Consider the following 14,354-nt stretch of genomic DNA (forward strand, 5'->3'; position numbering starts at 1 on the left):
ATGCTGAACAAGCTGACCAAACGCACCGCCGCCCTGCTCGGAACCGCCCTGGCCCTGATGCTCAGCGCCTGCGACACCACCCGTGCCCCCAGCGCCAGCACCACCACCGACGCCGTCACCACCCAGGCCCGCCCCAAGCCCACCACGACCACCGGCACCAAATGGGTGGAGACCTTCGACCGGCTGGACACCAGCCGCTGGGTCGTGTCCAGCTGGGGCGGCTTCTGGCAGCAGAGCGGCCTGAGCGGCACCTTCACCCCCCAGAACGCCGCCGTGAACGGGAAGGGCCAGCTCGTCCTGACCCTGAAGATCGAGGCCTGCGCCGCCGGGCTGTGCGCCCAGGCCGGCGAACTGCAAAGCCAGCAGCGCATGGGCTTCGGCCGCTACACCTACCGCATGCGCGCGGCCAGCACCAGCAGCGACCCCGCCGTGACCGGCACTGCCCAGCCCGGCAACATCAGCGGCGCGTTCAGCTACTACCAGGACAGCACCACCGAAATCGACGTGGAAATCGAGGGGCACCGCAGCAGCACCCTGAACGCCGCCGTGTGGAAGGGCCTGGACACCAAGTCCTACGCCGTGCTCCCCACCGGCAGCAACCTCGCGCAGGGCTTCCACGACTACACCTACGAGTGGCGCTCCGGCCGCATCACCTACTTCATCGACGGCGTGAAGGTCTGGGAAACCACCCAGAACGTCCCGCAGGCCTCCGCGCACCTGATGCTGAACGTGTGGCCCACCCTGACCAACGCCTGGGGCGGCGAGGCCAAACCCGGCACGGTGTACATGCTGGTGGACTCCGTCACCTTCGAACCCTTCTAAAGGAACGTATTTTTCGCGCCGCATGTCACTGGACATGCGGCGCGTTTTCCTGCTCGGCCGGACTTACTGGAAGAGGCGACGGTACGCGCCGTACCCCTGAGCTTCCAGTTCACTGACCGGCACGAAGCGCAGCGCCGCCGAGTTGATGCAGTACCGCAGCCCGCCCTGATCGCGGGGACCATCCGGGAAGACGTGCCCCAGGTGCGAGTCTGCCACCTGCGACCTCACCTCGGTGCGGGCGTACCCGATCTTGTAATCCGTGTTCTCCTGCAGGGTCACGTCCGGGATGGGCCGCGTGAAGCTGGGCCAGCCGCACCCGGCGTCGTACTTGTCCAGGCTGGAGAACAGCGGTTCGCCGCTCACCACGTCCACGTAGATGCCCTCCTCGGTGTGGTCCCAGAACTCGCCCGTGAAGGCCCGCTCGGTGCCCTCGTGCTGCGTGACCTGGTACTGCATGGGCGTCAGCTTCTCCCGGAGTTCCGTGTCGGAGGGTTTCTGGAAGGAGCCGGGCGTGAACGGGGCCGTGTCAGGTCGGGTCATGCCGGCAGTGTACGGACGGCGCCCGGCCCGGAACCGTGCGCCAGACCAGAAACTCACCCCATGAAGCGCCCGTGAGCGCCCGCGGCCCTGCCCGCTTCATGAGCCCGCAGGTGCCGATCGGTGGGCGGCTCACAGGAACACCCCGTTAAATAAAGCCAGGATGAACCGAGTCGCCCGCGCCTCCCTGCTTCTGCTTCCCCTGCTCCTCGCCGCCTGCGGGCCGGGTGCGCCTGCCCCGGCACCCACTCCACCGGCGCCCACGCCCGGGGGCACGTTCGCGGCGCGGGTGCTGGCCCTCACCAACACCGCCCGCGCCCAGGCCCGCACCTGCGGCACGGACGCCTACGCCGCCACCACCCCCCTGACGTACAGTGCCCAGCTGGAGCAGGCCGCGCAGGCCCACGCCGCCGACATGGCCGCCCGGAACTACTTCAGCCACACCAGCCCCGAGGGCGGCACCGCTGCCGACCGCGTGACCGCCACCGGGTACGTCTGGCGGCAGGTCGCGGAGAACATCGCCGCCGGACAGACCAGCCCGGAGGAGGTCGTGGCCGGCTGGCTGCGCAGCCCCGGGCACTGCGCGAACATCATGGCTCCGGGCCTGAAGGACCTGGGCGTGGGGTACGCCTACGCGGGGGGCAGCAGGTACGGGCACTACTGGGTGCAGAACTTCGGCACCCGCCACTGAGCCCCCTTCCGCAGCCGGAAACATCAAGCCCGGCCCGTGGACACGCAGTCACCGGGCCGGGCTCAGGTGCGCTTACAGCGGGATGTTGTCGTGCTTCTTGTACGGGCGGACCTCTTCCTTGTCGGCCAGCATCTCGAAGGTCTGAATCAGGATGCGGCGGGTGTCCTCGATGGCGATCACGTCGTCGATGTACCCCTTCGCGGCGGCGATGTACGGGTTGTCGAAGGTTTCCTTATACTCGGCGACGAGTTCAGCCCGTTTGGCGGCCGGGTTCTCGGCTTCCTTGATCTCCTTGCGGTACACGATGTTCGCCGCCCCCTCGGCGCCCATCACGGCGACCGTAGCGGTGGGCCAGGCGTACACGGCGTCGGCGCCCATGTCGCGGCTGTTCATGGCGAGGTACGCCCCGCCGTAACTCTTGCGGCAGATCAGGGTGACCTTGGGCACGGTCGCCTCGGCGTACGCGAAGAGCATCTTGGCGCCGTGCCGGATGATCCCGCCGTACTCCTGCTGCACGCCCGGCAGGAAGCCGCTGACGTCCACCAGGGTCAGGATCGGCACGTTGTAGCAGTCGCAGGTGCGGATGAACCGTGCGGCCTTGTCGGACGAGTCGATGTTCAGGGACCCGCCCATGTTCTTGGGGTTGTTTGCGACGATCCCGATGCTCTGGCCGTTGAGCCGTGCGAAGCCCACCACGATGTTCTTCGCCCAGTCCGGCTGGATTTCCATGAATTCGCCGTCGTCCACGAGGTCGCGGATGACCTCGTGCATGTCGTACGCGCGGCGCTGGTCGGGCGTGATCACGCTGAGCAGCTTGTCGTTGCGGCGGTCCACGGGGTCGGTGCACTCTACGCGGGGCGCTTTTTCCCGCGCGTTCTGCGGGAGGTACCCGAGCAGGTCCTTCACGCCCTGGATGACGGCCTCGTCGCCGTCCAGGGCAAGGTGCGCCACGCCACTCCTGCGGGTGTGAACGTCCGCGCCGCCGAGCTGATCAAAGCTGACTTCCTCGCGGGTGACGGTCTTGATGACGTCCGGCCCGGTGATGAACATGTAACTGGTGTCCTTGCTCATCAGGATGAAGTCGGTCATGGCCGGGCTGTACACCGCGCCGCCCGCGCAGGGGCCCAGGATCGCGCTGATCTGCGGTACCGCGCCGGAGTAGATGCTGTTGCGGTAGAAGATCTCCCCGTACCCGGAGAGGCTGTCCACGCCCTCCTGGATGCGCGCGCCGGCACTGTCGTTCAGGCCGATCACGGGGCAGCCGGTCTTGGCGGCCAGGTCCATGATCTTCGTGACCTTCATGGCGTTGCGTTTGCCCAGACTGCCCCCCAGCACCGTGAAGTCCTGCGAGAACACGAACACCTGCCGGCCGTTGACGGTGCCGGAGCCCGTCACCACGCCCTCGCCGGGGGATTCCACGCCGTCCATCAGGCGGTTGCGGGCGTGCTGCACGAAGGTGCTCATCTCCAGGAAGCTGCCGGGGTCCAGGAGTTTGTCGATGCGTTCGCGGGCGGTGAGCTTGCCGCCCTCGTGCTGTTTCCTCACGCGCTCCGGGCCGCCGCCCGCCTCCACGTAGGCGCGTTTTTGCTCCATCTTGGCGATGAGTTCCTGCAACTCCAGGGCGGGTTGTGTCATGCCGTTAATGTAGCCAAATCCACCGGGACGTTTTGCGCCGCTCGGACGCGCCTGGAGGGCCGGTGTCCAGTCTGGCAGGATTGGCCCTGGCCCCCGCGCCCGGGTCAGGCGCATAGGGGAGAGGCCGGGGCGGGGTGGGGGCCGGGCGCTATCCTGCCGGGCATGTCCTACCGCGCGGTCATCGGCCTGGAAGTTCACCTGCAACTCAAGACCCGGTCGAAGATCTTCAGCCCCTGCCCGCAGGAGTACCACGGCGAGGGCCCCAACACCTTCACCGACCCGTTCACGCTGGGCCTGCCGGGCGCGCTGCCCACCCTGAACCGCGCGGCGGTGGAGCTCGCCATGATGTTCGGCCTCGCGCTGCACTGCGACGTGAGCGGCTTCACGCAGTTTCACCGCAAGAACTACTTCTACCCGGACGCCCCGAAGAACTTCCAGCTGTCTCAGTACGACCGGCCCATCGCCCGGGACGGGCACCTGGATGTGCCCCTGCCGGATGGAACGGGGGGCCGTATCCGCATCAAGCGCGCGCACCTGGAGGACGACGCCGGGAAACTTACGCACCCCACGTACGCCCCGTACAGCCTGCTGGACCTGAACCGCGCCGGCAGCAGCCTGCTGGAAATGGTCACGGAGGCCGACATCCAGTCCCCGGAGCAGGCCCGGGCATTCCTGGAGAGCGTGCAGGCCATCGCGCAGGCGCTGGGCGTGTCGGATGCCGCACCCGAGGAAGGCAAGATGCGCTGCGACGTGAACATCAGCATCCACAAGGACGGCCAACCCTGGGGCACCAAGGTCGAGGTGAAGAACCTCAACTCCTTCCGCAGCGTGGAGCGCGCCATTGCGTTCGAGGCGGCCCGGCAGGCGAAGGTGCTGGACGCCGGGGGCCGCATCACGCAGGACACCCTGGGCTGGGACGAGGGCGGGCAGCGGACCTTCCTGATGCGCACCAAGGAAGGAGAGGCCGATTACCGCTACTTCCCGGAACCGGACCTGCCGCCCCTGGACATCACCCCGGAGTGGATCGCGGCGGTGCGCGCGCGCATGCCGGAACTGCCCGAGTACAAGCGCGAGCGGTACCTTGCGGCGGGCGTGCGGGCCGCAGACGCGCAGACCCTGAGCCACAGCGTGCCCCTGTCGCGCTTCTACGACGCGGCGCTGCGCGAAGGTGCGGACGCCCAGCCGGTCGATGCCCAGAAGCTCGCCAACTGGCTGCTCACGGACGTGTCCGGGCACCTCGCCGCGCAGGGCACCGCCCTGGACGCCTCGCCGCTGCGGCCCGCGCATCTGGCCGCCCTGGTCCGCCTGATCGATGCGGGCACCATCAGCGGGAAGATCGCCAAGGACCTCCTTCCGGACGTCATGCAGGGCCACGACCCGGCGCAGCTCGTGCAGGACCGCGGCCTGAGCGTGGTCACCGACACGGCCGCCATCGACGCGGCCATCGACGCGGCCATGCAGGCCGACCCGGCGACCGTGGAGAAGGTCCGCGCCGGGAATGCCAAGGCCATGAACGCCCTGTTCGGCCCGGTCATGAAGGCCATGGGCGGGCAGGCGAAACCCGAGGTCGTGCGCGAACGCCTGCAGGCCAAACTGGGCCTGTGACCCTCCCGCCCGGCAACCCCTGGCGCGCCCCGGCCCTGGCGGCCCTGGCCGCGCAGGTCGCCTCGCTGTTCCTGCTCAGCGCGTACGCCGCCGCGACCGGCCGCGGGGTGTTCGTGTGGCTGGGCGTGGTGGAAACGGCGCTGGCCGGCGTGGTGCTGTGGTGGTGGACCGCCCTGCTGGGCCGGGTCCTGCGCGGGCAGGCGGTCCCGGACACCGACGGCACCTGGCGGTCCCTGGCGCTGCTGTACCCGTGGCTGACCGCGCTGCGCGGCGCGTCCTGGCTGGCGGTGCTGCTGGCCGTGCTGGGCGGCGGCGCGCCCGAGGCGAGCGCGCTGGGCCTCACGGCGCTGCTCACGCTGTGGGCGGCGTCCATCCTGGCGGGGAACGCCGTGTACGGCAGCCTGCTGCGCCTGACCCTGGACCCCGCCAGCCAGTCGGCGCGCACCCGGCTGACCGACTGGCTGAACGTCGCCGCCGCCCTGAGCCTGGGGATGGGCGTGGCGAACCTCGTGCCGCTGCCCGGCTTCAGCACGGCCCCCGGCCTCACGGACGCCCTGGCGTACGGCGCCGGCGCCGCGCTGGACGTCGCGGCGACCCTGCTGGCCTTTCAGGCCGTGCGGGCCGGGGCGGGCACCCCCCCCGACGCGGACTGAAGCCCCGCCCACCTTCATCCTTCGGTGGATTCAGCGCCCCTGGCCTTTCAGGGTATCCTCTGCCCCAGCATGCCGAAGCACCCGACACTTGTCTCCCTGGGCGACCTCGCCTGGGACGTCCTGGCCAAACCGGACACCATGCTGATGCCCGGCGGCGACACCACCGGCCGCTTGGAACTGTCCGGCGGCGGCAGCGCCGCGAACCTGGCCGTGTGGGCGCGCCGCGCCGGGCACCCGGCGGCGTTCGTCGGGAAGGTCGGCCAGGACCGCTTCGGGGAGATTGCCACCGCCGAACTGGAAGCCGAGGGGGTCGAGGCCCGCACGGTGAGCAGCGCCGAGCACCCCACCGGCGTGATCCTGGCGCTGATCGACCGGCTGGGGCAGCGCTCCATGCTCACCGGGCAGGGCGCCGACTGGGAACTGCTGCCCGAGGACCTGCCGCGCGACCTGCTGGCCGGGGCGCGGCACCTGCACCTCACCGCCTGGAGTCTCTTCCGCGATCCGCCCCGCGCCGCCGCGCTGGAAGCCGCCCAGGTCGCCAAGGCCGGCGGCGCCACCCTCAGCCTGGACCCCGGCAGTTTCCAGATGATTCAGCAGATGGGCCGCGACCACTTCCTGAAGATCGTGGACGACGTGCCCTTCGACGTGCTGTTCCCGAACGACGACGAGGCCCGCGCCATGAGCGGCAAACGCCAGCCGGACCGCAGCCTGGACTGGCTGCGCGACCGGTACCCGCACGCTCTGGTGGTCCTGAAGATGGACGCCGACGGCGCCCTGATCGAGGGGCCTGAAACGCCCCGCCTGCACGTCGCCGCCACGCACGACCGCCTGGTGGACGCCACCGGCGCCGGGGACGCCTTCGGCGGCGCCTTCCTGGCCGGCTGGCTGGCACACGGGGACGCCGGGCGCGCCGCGCAGCTGGCCGTGCAGGCCGGCGGGTGGGTGGTGTCGCGCTTCGGAGCGCGCCCGCCCGCCGACGCGGACCTCGCTGCCCGCCTGGGTGCCGCCCACGCGGGCCGCGCCCTGACGCCCTCCCAGCTGATCGACAAGGACGCCATGACCCAGCTCGCTGCCCGCCGGACCTCCGACCCTGACCTGCTCGCCGCCCAGGAAGGCCCGGCATGACCCGCCTGCAGGGCCGGGGAATGCCCGGCTGGGTGAAGGGCCTGCTGGCCCTGCTCGTGCTGCTGCTGCTGGCGGCCGGGGGCGCGGCGTGGTACGTGCGCAGCCTGTTCGGCCCGGCCGGCGGCGGGGCGTACACCCTGGAGGTCAAGCCCGGGGACACCGTGGCCGGCGTGGCCCGCACCCTGGAAGCGCAGGGCGTGGTGAAAAACGCCCGGGTGCTGCGTTACCTGATGACGCAGAACGGCGCGGCCTCCAAGCTCAAGGAGGGCATGTACGACCTCAAGGGCAGCATGAGCGCGCAGGAGATCGCGGACACGCTGGCCGGCCCGGCGCGCATTCCGGTGGTGAACGTGACCATCCCCGAGGGCCGGCGCGTCAAGGACCTCCCGGCGATCTTCCAGAAGGCCGGGTTCGACGCCCAGGCCGTTGCGGCGGCGCTGAACGACGCCAGCCTCAGCCCGCACGCGCAGGGCCGGCAGAAGAACCTGGAGGGCTTCGTGTTCCCCGCCACGTACGACTTCCGCCCCAAGGACAGCGCGCAGACGATCGTCAGGCGCCTCGTGGCGCGCATGGAGGAGGAATTCACGCCCGGCGACACCGCCCGCGCCAGGGCGCTGGGCCTGAGCGTGCGCGACTGGGTGATCCTGGCGAGCATGGTGCAGGCCGAGGCCGCCAACGACGCCGAGATGCCCGTGGTGGCCGGCGTGTTCCTGAACCGCCTGCGTGACGGCATCGCGCTGGGCAGCGACCCCACCGTCGCGTACGGCCTGGGCAAGGACCTTCCGGAACTCGACCGCCCCGCCGGGGACTTCAAGGTGGACACGCCCTACAACACCTACACCCGCATGGGCCTGCCCACCGCGCCCATCAACAACCCCGGCCGGGCCGCGCTGCAGAGCGTCCTGAACGCCAAACGCCAGCTGGCTGACGGCCGGGACGCCCTGTACTTCCTGCACGCCCGCGACGGGAAGATCTACGTGAACCACACCTTCGCCGAGCACCTGCGCGACAACGAACGGCACCGCTGAGCACAGCGTGGAGGCCCGCCCCGATCATCCCGGGGCGGGCCTCCTTGTGGGCTTACCCGCCCAGGTAGGCGTGCAGCACGCGCTCGTCGTTCAGCAGCTCCGGGCTGTCCCCGTGGAAGGTCATCTGCCCGGCCTCCAGCACATACGTGCGGTGGCTGCTCTGCATGGCGAGGCGCGCGTTCTGCTCGACCAGCAGGATGGTGGTGCCCTGCTCGTTCAGCTCGCGGATGATGCTGAAGATCTCCCGCACGATGATCGGCGCGAGCCCCAGGCTGGGTTCGTCCAGCAGCAGCAGCCGGGGGCGGCTCATCATGGCGCGGGCGATGGCGAGCATCTGCTGCTCCCCGCCGGAGAGCGTGCCGGCCAGCTGCGCGCGGCGCTCCCCGAGGCGGGGGAAGCGCTCGTACATCCGGGTGATGTCCTGCCGCACGCCGGCCGCGTCCCGGCGGGTGTACGCGCCGAGTTCCAGGTTGTCCTGCACGCTCTGGCGGGCCAGCACCTGCCGCCCTTCCGGGCTCTGCGCGATGCCGAGTTTCACCGCTTCGTCCGGCGGCAGGCGGGTGATGTCCCGCCCGGCGAAGCGGACCGTGCCCGCCACGGGCCGCAGCACGCGGCTCACGGCGCGCAGGGTGGTGGTCTTGCCGGCGCCGTTCGCGCCGATCAGGGTCACGACCTCGCCCTCTTGCACGTGCAGGGTGAGGCCGCGCACAGCCTGGATGGCGCCGTAGTTCACGCTCAGGTCCGTGAGTTCCAGCAGGGGCGTCCCGGTTCCCGTCATCATTCTCCTCCCAGGTACGCTTCGATCACCTTCGGGTCGCGCTGCACGGCGGCCGGGTCGCCCACGGCGATCAGCTCCCCGAAGTTCAGCACGGCCACCCGGTCGCACAGGTTCATGACCAGCGGCACGTGGTGTTCGATCACCAGCACGGTCAGGTCGAAGCGGTCGCGGACCTCGCGGATGAATGCGGTGAGCTGGCCTTTCTCGCTGGTGTTCATGCCGGCGGCCGGTTCGTCCAGCAGCAGCACGCGCGGTTCGGTCGCCAGGGCCCGGGCGATCTCCAGGCGGCGCTGGTCGCCGTAGCTGAAGTTCGCGGCGAGCTCCCCGGCGCGGCCGTCCAGGCCGACGAGGTCCAGCAGTTCCCAGGCGCGGCGCTCCACGTGGCGTTCCTCGGCGTGCGCGCGGCCCAGCACGCCCTGCACCAGCCCGGCGTGGGTGCGGACGTGCTGGGCGATCTTGACGTTCTCCAGGGCGCTCAGGCCGCGGAACAGGCGGATGTTCTGAAAGGTGCGGCTCAGGCCCAGACCCGCGATGCGGTGCGGCGCGAGGCCCGTCACGGTCTGCCCGCGGTAGCTGAGGGTGCCGCTGCTGGGCGGGGTGAGGCCGGTCATCAGGTTGAACAGCGTGGTCTTGCCCGCGCCGTTCGGGCCGATCAATCCGAAGATCTCGCCCTCGTGCACGTCGAAGCTCACGTTGTTCACGGCGATCAGCCCCCCGAAGCGGCGGGTCATGTTGCGGGCCTCCAGCACCACCGGGCCGGGCGTCACGGCGGCCGTCATGCCTTCACCTCCGGGCGGGGCAGGTCGGCGGGCCGCTGCGGGGGCGCGGGGCGGCGCAGGCGTTCCAGGGCGCCCACGATGCCCTGCGGCAGGTACAGGCTCGCCACGACCAGCACCAGGCCGTTGATGACCAGCCGCCAGTCGGCGAGGAAGCGCAGCAGTTCGGGCACTGCGGTGAGCAGCGCCCCGCCCACCACCGGTCCCCACACGTTGCGGCTGCCGCCGATCAGCACGAAGGCCAGCACGGCGATGCTGGCGTCGAAGGTGCCCTGCCGGGCGTTCCAGGAACTCAGCAGCGGCGCGCTCATGGCGCCCACGATGCCGGCCAGGACCGCGCCGATCACGAAGGCCAGGACCTTGTAGCGGGTGGGGTTCACGCCCATGGCGTCGGCGGCCAGTTCGTCCTCGCGGATGGCGCGCAGCGCGCGGCCCACCCGGCTGCGTTCGAGCTGACGGGCGAACAGCAGCGTGAGCAGCAGCATGGGCCCGAACAGCCAGATGAACTGCCCGCGGTCCTCGAATCCGAACGGCTGCGGCACGTTGAAGATCCCGATGGCGCCGCCGGTGATGGTGAGGTTCAGGGCCAGCACGCGCAGGATCTCCACGAAGGCGATGGTCGCCAGCGCCAGGTAGATGCCGCGCAGCCGCAGCGCCGGGATGCCCACCGCCAGGCCCAGCAGTGCCGAGAGGGCGGCCGCGACGAGCCAGGTCAGCACGAACATGCCGTTGCCCAGCGTGTCGCGCAGGCCGGCGAAGGAGGGGTTGGTGAGCAGGATCGCGGCCGTGTACCCGCCCAGCGCGTAGAAGCCGGGCGTGGCGAGGCTGAGCTGCCCGGCCTGCAGGGGAAAGTACAGGCTCAGGCCCAGCAGGCCCGCCTGGACCATCGTCACGATCAGGAAGCCGTAGGTGGAGATGAAGTCGCCCATGGTCAGTTACACCTTCTGAATGGCCGCTTTGCCCAGCAGGCCCTGCGGGCGCACGAGCAGGATCACGAACAGCAGCGCGAACGCCACCACGTCCTTGTATGCGCTGTAGTCGGCGGGCACGAAGGCTTCGGCCAGGCCGATCACCAGGCCCCCCAGCACCGCGCCCGGGATGCTGCCCAGGCCGCCCAGCACGATCACCGCGAGGCCCTTGAGGCCGTAGGTCACGCCGAAGTACGGGCCGGCCACGCCGAAGGCCGTGCCGACCAGCGTGCCGGCCAGCCCGCCCAGGAAGCCCGACAGGAAGAACGTGATCAGGATGAAGCGGTCCACGCTGATGCCCAGCAGGCTGGCGGTGCCGGGGTTCTCGGCCACGGCGCGCAGAGCCTTGCCGATCTTGGTGCGGCCGATCACGTACCCCAGCAGGGCCAGCATGACCAGGCTGACCAGGAAGATGATGACCTGCACGGTGCGGATCACCACGACCTTCTCCCCGATGTTCAGGGTCAGGGCCGGGCGGAACTCGCCGTAGGCGTTGCTGGGGAAGTTGTAGATCTCCGCGCCCACCAGCAGCTGGATCAGGTTCACGATGACCAGCGCCACGCCCAGGCTGCTGACCAGCGCGAGCAGCGGGTCGGCGCCGCGGGCGCGCATGGGCCGGAACGCGAGGCGCTCGATGACCACCGCGACCAGCCCGGCCAGGGCCGCCCCGATCAAGGTGGCGAGCCCGAACACGACCGGATTCCCGGAGAGCGGCGAGCCGTCCGGGAAGAGGTTGATGCCCTTGAGCAGGCCGTTGTTCTCAAACTGCCCGACGACCAGAGTGTAGGTGAAGTACGCGCCGAGCGTGAACACGGCGCCGTGCGCGAAGTTGATGATGCCCAGGATCGAGAAGACCAGCGTGTACCCGAGTGCGAAGATCGCGTACACGCTGCCGATCGCCAGGCCGTTCATCAGGTTCTGAACGAGTTGACTGAGTTCCACGGCGGCCTCCTTGCGGCTCAGAAGGGGGCCGTCAGCGGGTCATGCTGCTGACGGCCCCGGCGTGCACGGTGCTTACTTCAGGTACACGAAGCTGCCGTTCTTGGCGTCTTTCATCTTGATCTGCGCCACGTAGAAGTCCTTCTGGATGACCTCGCCTTCCTTGTCAAAGCTGATGTCGCCCAGCGGCGTCTTGTACTTGCCGACCAGGATCTGCTTGTTCAGCGCGACGCGCAGGTCGTCAAGGTCCCAGGTGTTCAGTTTCTTCTTGCGGTCGATGGCCCGCAGGGCCTCCACCATGACCTGCACGCCGGCGTAGGCCTGCGCGGCGAACTGGGGCGGATCTTTCTTGTACTGCGCGCGGTAGTCCTTGACGAACACCTGGTTGGCGGCACTGGGCTGCGCGGGGCTGTAGGCCTGGGCGATGATCACGCCGTCGCACAGTTTCTGGCACACGGGGAACATGTTGCTGGTGTTCAGGCCGTTGCCGCCCACGATCAGGCCCTTGAAGCCCAGCTGGCGCAGCTGCTTGACGAGGTTCCCACCGTCGGCCGCCAGGCCGCTGATGATGGCGAGGTCCGCGTCGCTGTTCAGCACGGCGGTGACCTGGGTGGTGAAGTCGGTGTCGGTGGTCTGGAACTTCTGCACGGTGGTCACGCTCAGGCCCTGGGCCTTGGCGGTCTCCTGGAAGGTGCCGGTCTCGGACACGGAAAACGCGTCGTTCTGGGCGTACAGAACGGCGACCTTCTTGATCTTGGGGTCCAGCTTCAGGGCCTGCTTCACGGCGTTCGGGGCGACCACGGCGATGGGGGCCGACACCCGCGCGATGAAGTCGCCGATCTCCGGGATGCCCTTGGCGGTGTTGCTGGGCCCCAGGACGGGAATCTTGGCGCGCTCGGCGATGGGGTCGGCCGCGAAGGCCTGCTGGGAGAGGGTGGGGCCGACGATCCCGACGACCTTGTCCTTGTTGATCAGGTTCTGGAAGGCGTTGATGGCGCCGTTCTCGTCGCCGCCGGCGTCCTGGAACACCAGCTTGAAGGGCGTGCCGTTGATGCCGCCGCGGGCGTTGAGGTACTTCTCGGCGAATTTCGCGCCGATGACCTGCTCCTGCCCCAGCAGGGCGACGTTCCCGGTCTGGGCCAGGGCGATGCCGATGGTGGGCGTGGTGACCTTCTGGGCGGCGGCGATGGTGATCAGGCCGGCGGTGATCAGGGCGGCTCCCTGGGTGATCCGTTTCATATGCCCTCCCTGGCTTCTCGGGGAAGCCGGTCGTCGTGCTGTGTGGTGCGGACACTATGGGAGCGGGTGAGGGCGAAGTCAAGAGAACCGCAAGGGGCGCCCGCCCTGTCAGGCACCTGTTCCTAGACAAGTGTCGGGCCGACCGGCGGGCCCGACCAGGACCGCGCACTTGTGCTGGCTTTTAACTTCATGGTACCTTTGCGTTTGGCTTGTATCAGGCCAGGAGGTTGCGTGGCGAGACGAAAGATGCCGGAACAGCGGGAAAAGAAGAAGAAAGACGAGTCCGACGCCGTCCGGGCCGAAGGGGTCGTGGAAGAGGCGCTGCCGAACACCACGTTCCGCGTGAAGCTGGACACCGGGCACGACATTCTGGCCTACATCAGCGGAAAGATGCGTATTCACTACATCCGCATCCTGCCCGGTGACCGCGTGGTTCTGGAAATCAGCCCCTACGACACCACTCGTGGGCGCATCGTCTACCGCAGGTAATCCCTGACCCCGGTACCCAACAGATTCCCCACCCGCCAAGGTGGGCGGGGGGTCGAGCGCTGCCAGGAAAGACTCCACGATGGGCAGTCTGGCTGGAAGGCGGCGCGAGGAGGAAGCAATGAAGGTTCGTAGCAGTGTCAAGAAGATGTGCGACAACTGCAAAGTGATCCGCCGCCATGGGCGCGTGCTGATCATTTGCTCCAACGTCAAGCACAAGCAGAGGCAGGGTTAATCATGGCGCGTATTGCTGGTGTTGACCTGCCGCGCGAAAAGCGCATTGAAATCGGCCTGACCTACATTTACGGCATCGGCCTGACCCGCAGCAAGGAAATTCTCGCCCGGACCGGCATCAACCCCGACACCCGCGTGAAGGCCCTGACCGAAGCGGAACAGAGCACCCTGCGTGAAGCCGTCGAGAAGACCTACAAGGTCGAAGGCGACCTGCGCAGCGAAGTCGGCCAGAACATCAAGCGCCTGATGGACATCGGCGCCTACCGCGGCCTGCGTCACCGCCGCGGCCTGCCCGTGCGCGGCCAGCGCACCAAGACCAACGCCCGCACCCGCAAAGGCCCGAAGAAGACCGTTGCCGGGAAGAAGAAGGCGACGAGGAAGTAAGCCATGGCGAAACCCACCAAAGGCAAAGCGCCCCGCCGCGCCCGCCGCAACATCAGCGCCGGCCGTGCCTACGTGCACGCCAGCTACAACAACACCATCGTCACCATCACCGACATGGACGGCAACAGCGTCGCGTGGAGCAGCGGCGGGACCATCGGCTACAAGGGCAGCAAGAAAGGCACCCCCTACGCTGCCCAGCTGGCCGCCGCCGACGCCGTGAAAAAGGCCCAGACCTCCTTCGGCATGAGCGCCGTGGACGTCATCGTGCGCGGCTCGGGTTCCGGCCGTGAACAGGCCATCCGCGCCATCCAGGCGTCCGGCATCGAAGTCAAGAGCATCATGGACGACAGCCCCGTGCCCCACAACGGCTGCCGCCCCAAGAAGAAATTCCGCGCCTGAGCGCAACGCGCGCGCCCACCTGCCCCGGTTCCGCTGTGCCAGGCACATAAGCTGC

At 69.2% G+C, this 14,354-nt stretch carries 17 protein-coding genes; 10 read left to right on the forward strand and 7 right to left on the reverse strand.

Going from position 1 to position 14,354, the window contains the following annotated elements; all coding sequences use genetic code 11:
- Positions 1 to 822, forward strand: coding sequence for a glycoside hydrolase family 16 protein (locus tag DFI_RS02570; RefSeq protein WP_027463346.1), 822 nt, complete (start codon positions 1 to 3; stop codon positions 820 to 822).
- Positions 823 to 885: 63 nt separating this feature from the next.
- Here the strand turns inward: DFI_RS02570 and msrB are convergent, their stop codons facing one another.
- Positions 886 to 1,362, reverse strand: a complete 477-nt coding sequence (gene msrB / locus DFI_RS02575) for a peptide-methionine (R)-S-oxide reductase MsrB (RefSeq protein WP_022800244.1) — start codon at positions 1,360 to 1,362, stop codon at positions 886 to 888.
- Between the two features lie 160 nt (positions 1,363 to 1,522).
- On the opposite strand from msrB, the gene DFI_RS02580 reads away from it, so the two are divergent.
- Entirely contained in the window at positions 1,523 to 2,050 is a 528-nt protein-coding gene (locus DFI_RS02580) for a CAP domain-containing protein (protein WP_027463347.1), read from the forward strand.
- A 72-nt stretch (positions 2,051 to 2,122) separates the two neighbouring features.
- On the opposite strand, the gene DFI_RS02585 is transcribed toward DFI_RS02580, so the two are convergent.
- Positions 2,123 to 3,685 (reverse strand): acyl-CoA carboxylase subunit beta, encoded by a 1,563-nt coding sequence (locus DFI_RS02585; RefSeq protein ID WP_022800242.1) that lies wholly within the window; start codon positions 3,683 to 3,685, stop codon positions 2,123 to 2,125.
- 162 nt (positions 3,686 to 3,847) lie between these two features.
- Between DFI_RS02585 and gatB the strand changes: the two genes are divergently transcribed.
- From gatB to mltG, 4 genes are all read left to right on the forward strand, one after another.
- Positions 3,848 to 5,290: an Asp-tRNA(Asn)/Glu-tRNA(Gln) amidotransferase subunit GatB gene (gene gatB, locus DFI_RS02590; protein WP_027463348.1), complete on the forward strand. Its 1,443-nt coding sequence runs from the start codon at positions 3,848 to 3,850 to the stop codon at positions 5,288 to 5,290.
- Entirely contained in the window at positions 5,287 to 5,943 is a 657-nt protein-coding gene (locus tag DFI_RS02595) for a hypothetical protein (RefSeq protein WP_022800240.1), read from the forward strand. Before gatB ends, DFI_RS02595 begins: the two co-directional genes overlap by 4 nt.
- A 69-nt stretch (positions 5,944 to 6,012) precedes the next feature.
- Positions 6,013 to 7,068: a carbohydrate kinase family protein gene (locus DFI_RS02600; RefSeq protein ID WP_081425883.1), complete on the forward strand. Its 1,056-nt coding sequence runs from the start codon at positions 6,013 to 6,015 to the stop codon at positions 7,066 to 7,068.
- Complete coding sequence (mltG, locus tag DFI_RS02605) at positions 7,065 to 8,096, forward strand: endolytic transglycosylase MltG (RefSeq protein WP_027463349.1); 1,032 nt, start codon at positions 7,065 to 7,067, stop codon at positions 8,094 to 8,096. The genes DFI_RS02600 and mltG overlap by 4 nt, the downstream gene beginning before the upstream one ends.
- Before the next feature lie 52 nt (positions 8,097 to 8,148).
- Here mltG and DFI_RS02610 read toward each other — a convergent pair whose 3' ends face one another.
- The 5 genes from DFI_RS02610 to DFI_RS02630 all read right to left on the reverse strand — a co-directional run bounded on the left by DFI_RS02610 (position 8,149) and on the right by DFI_RS02630 (position 12,796).
- A complete protein-coding gene (locus DFI_RS02610) occupies positions 8,149 to 8,874 on the reverse strand; it encodes an ABC transporter ATP-binding protein (protein ID WP_022800237.1) in 726 nt (241 codons plus the stop codon).
- Positions 8,874 to 9,653, reverse strand: a complete 780-nt coding sequence (locus DFI_RS02615; RefSeq protein WP_027463351.1) for an ABC transporter ATP-binding protein — start codon at positions 9,651 to 9,653, stop codon at positions 8,874 to 8,876. The genes DFI_RS02610 and DFI_RS02615 overlap by 1 nt, the downstream gene beginning before the upstream one ends.
- The gene (locus tag DFI_RS02620; protein WP_027463352.1) at positions 9,650 to 10,579 is read right to left on the reverse strand and encodes a branched-chain amino acid ABC transporter permease; all 930 of its coding nucleotides are present in this window, start codon (positions 10,577 to 10,579) and stop codon (positions 9,650 to 9,652) included. The genes DFI_RS02615 and DFI_RS02620 overlap by 4 nt, the downstream gene beginning before the upstream one ends.
- 6 nt (positions 10,580 to 10,585) lie before the next feature.
- Positions 10,586 to 11,560, reverse strand: a complete 975-nt coding sequence (locus tag DFI_RS02625) for a branched-chain amino acid ABC transporter permease (RefSeq protein ID WP_027463353.1) — start codon at positions 11,558 to 11,560, stop codon at positions 10,586 to 10,588.
- 72 nt (positions 11,561 to 11,632) lie between these two features.
- A complete protein-coding gene (locus DFI_RS02630) occupies positions 11,633 to 12,796 on the reverse strand; it encodes an ABC transporter substrate-binding protein (protein ID WP_022800233.1) in 1,164 nt (387 codons plus the stop codon).
- Positions 12,797 to 13,042: 246 nt separating this feature from the next.
- Here DFI_RS02630 and infA point away from each other — a divergent pair, with 246 nt between their 5' ends.
- The 4 genes from infA (at position 13,043) to rpsK (ending at position 14,299) form a co-directional block, all read left to right on the forward strand.
- Positions 13,043 to 13,285: a translation initiation factor IF-1 gene (gene infA / locus DFI_RS02635; protein ID WP_022800232.1), complete on the forward strand. Its 243-nt coding sequence runs from the start codon at positions 13,043 to 13,045 to the stop codon at positions 13,283 to 13,285.
- A 118-nt stretch (positions 13,286 to 13,403) separates the two neighbouring features.
- The gene (rpmJ, locus tag DFI_RS02640) at positions 13,404 to 13,517 is read left to right on the forward strand and encodes a 50S ribosomal protein L36 (protein ID WP_081425885.1); all 114 of its coding nucleotides are present in this window, start codon (positions 13,404 to 13,406) and stop codon (positions 13,515 to 13,517) included.
- Positions 13,518 to 13,519: 2 nt separating this feature from the next.
- Positions 13,520 to 13,900, forward strand: coding sequence for a 30S ribosomal protein S13 (gene rpsM / locus DFI_RS02645; protein WP_022800231.1), 381 nt, complete (start codon positions 13,520 to 13,522; stop codon positions 13,898 to 13,900).
- Positions 13,901 to 13,903: 3 nt separating this feature from the next.
- Positions 13,904 to 14,299: a 30S ribosomal protein S11 gene (gene rpsK, locus DFI_RS02650; protein WP_022800230.1), complete on the forward strand. Its 396-nt coding sequence runs from the start codon at positions 13,904 to 13,906 to the stop codon at positions 14,297 to 14,299.
- Positions 14,300 to 14,354 lie beyond the last annotated feature (55 nt).

Source organism: Deinococcus ficus, assembly GCF_003444775.1.
GTDB lineage: Bacteria > Deinococcota > Deinococci > Deinococcales > Deinococcaceae > Deinococcus > Deinococcus ficus.

What these genes read in the sequence shown, in the direction of transcription:
- DFI_RS02610 (WP_022800237.1), bottom strand. Translation starts at nt 8,874, where the DNA reads ATGACGGGAACCGGGACGCCCCTGCTGGAACTCACGGACCTGAGCGTG.
- DFI_RS02620 (WP_027463352.1), bottom strand. Translation starts at nt 10,579, where the DNA reads ATGGGCGACTTCATCTCCACCTACGGCTTCCTGATCGTGACGATGGTC.
- DFI_RS02600 (WP_081425883.1), top strand. Translation starts at nt 6,013, where the DNA reads ATGCCGAAGCACCCGACACTTGTCTCCCTGGGCGACCTCGCCTGGGAC.
- DFI_RS02570 (WP_027463346.1), top strand. Translation starts at nt 1, where the DNA reads ATGCTGAACAAGCTGACCAAACGCACCGCCGCCCTGCTCGGAACCGCC.
- gatB (WP_027463348.1), top strand. Translation starts at nt 3,848, where the DNA reads ATGTCCTACCGCGCGGTCATCGGCCTGGAAGTTCACCTGCAACTCAAG.
- infA (WP_022800232.1), top strand. Translation starts at nt 13,043, where the DNA reads ATGCCGGAACAGCGGGAAAAGAAGAAGAAAGACGAGTCCGACGCCGTC.
- DFI_RS02630 (WP_022800233.1), bottom strand. Translation starts at nt 12,796, where the DNA reads ATGAAACGGATCACCCAGGGAGCCGCCCTGATCACCGCCGGCCTGATC.
- rpsK (WP_022800230.1), top strand. Translation starts at nt 13,904, where the DNA reads ATGGCGAAACCCACCAAAGGCAAAGCGCCCCGCCGCGCCCGCCGCAAC.
- DFI_RS02615 (WP_027463351.1), bottom strand. Translation starts at nt 9,653, where the DNA reads ATGACGGCCGCCGTGACGCCCGGCCCGGTGGTGCTGGAGGCCCGCAAC.
- mltG (WP_027463349.1), top strand. Translation starts at nt 7,065, where the DNA reads ATGACCCGCCTGCAGGGCCGGGGAATGCCCGGCTGGGTGAAGGGCCTG.
- msrB (WP_022800244.1), bottom strand. Translation starts at nt 1,362, where the DNA reads ATGACCCGACCTGACACGGCCCCGTTCACGCCCGGCTCCTTCCAGAAA.
- rpmJ (WP_081425885.1), top strand. Translation starts at nt 13,404, where the DNA reads ATGAAGGTTCGTAGCAGTGTCAAGAAGATGTGCGACAACTGCAAAGTG.
- DFI_RS02585 (WP_022800242.1), bottom strand. Translation starts at nt 3,685, where the DNA reads ATGACACAACCCGCCCTGGAGTTGCAGGAACTCATCGCCAAGATGGAG.
- DFI_RS02580 (WP_027463347.1), top strand. Translation starts at nt 1,523, where the DNA reads ATGAACCGAGTCGCCCGCGCCTCCCTGCTTCTGCTTCCCCTGCTCCTC.
- rpsM (WP_022800231.1), top strand. Translation starts at nt 13,520, where the DNA reads ATGGCGCGTATTGCTGGTGTTGACCTGCCGCGCGAAAAGCGCATTGAA.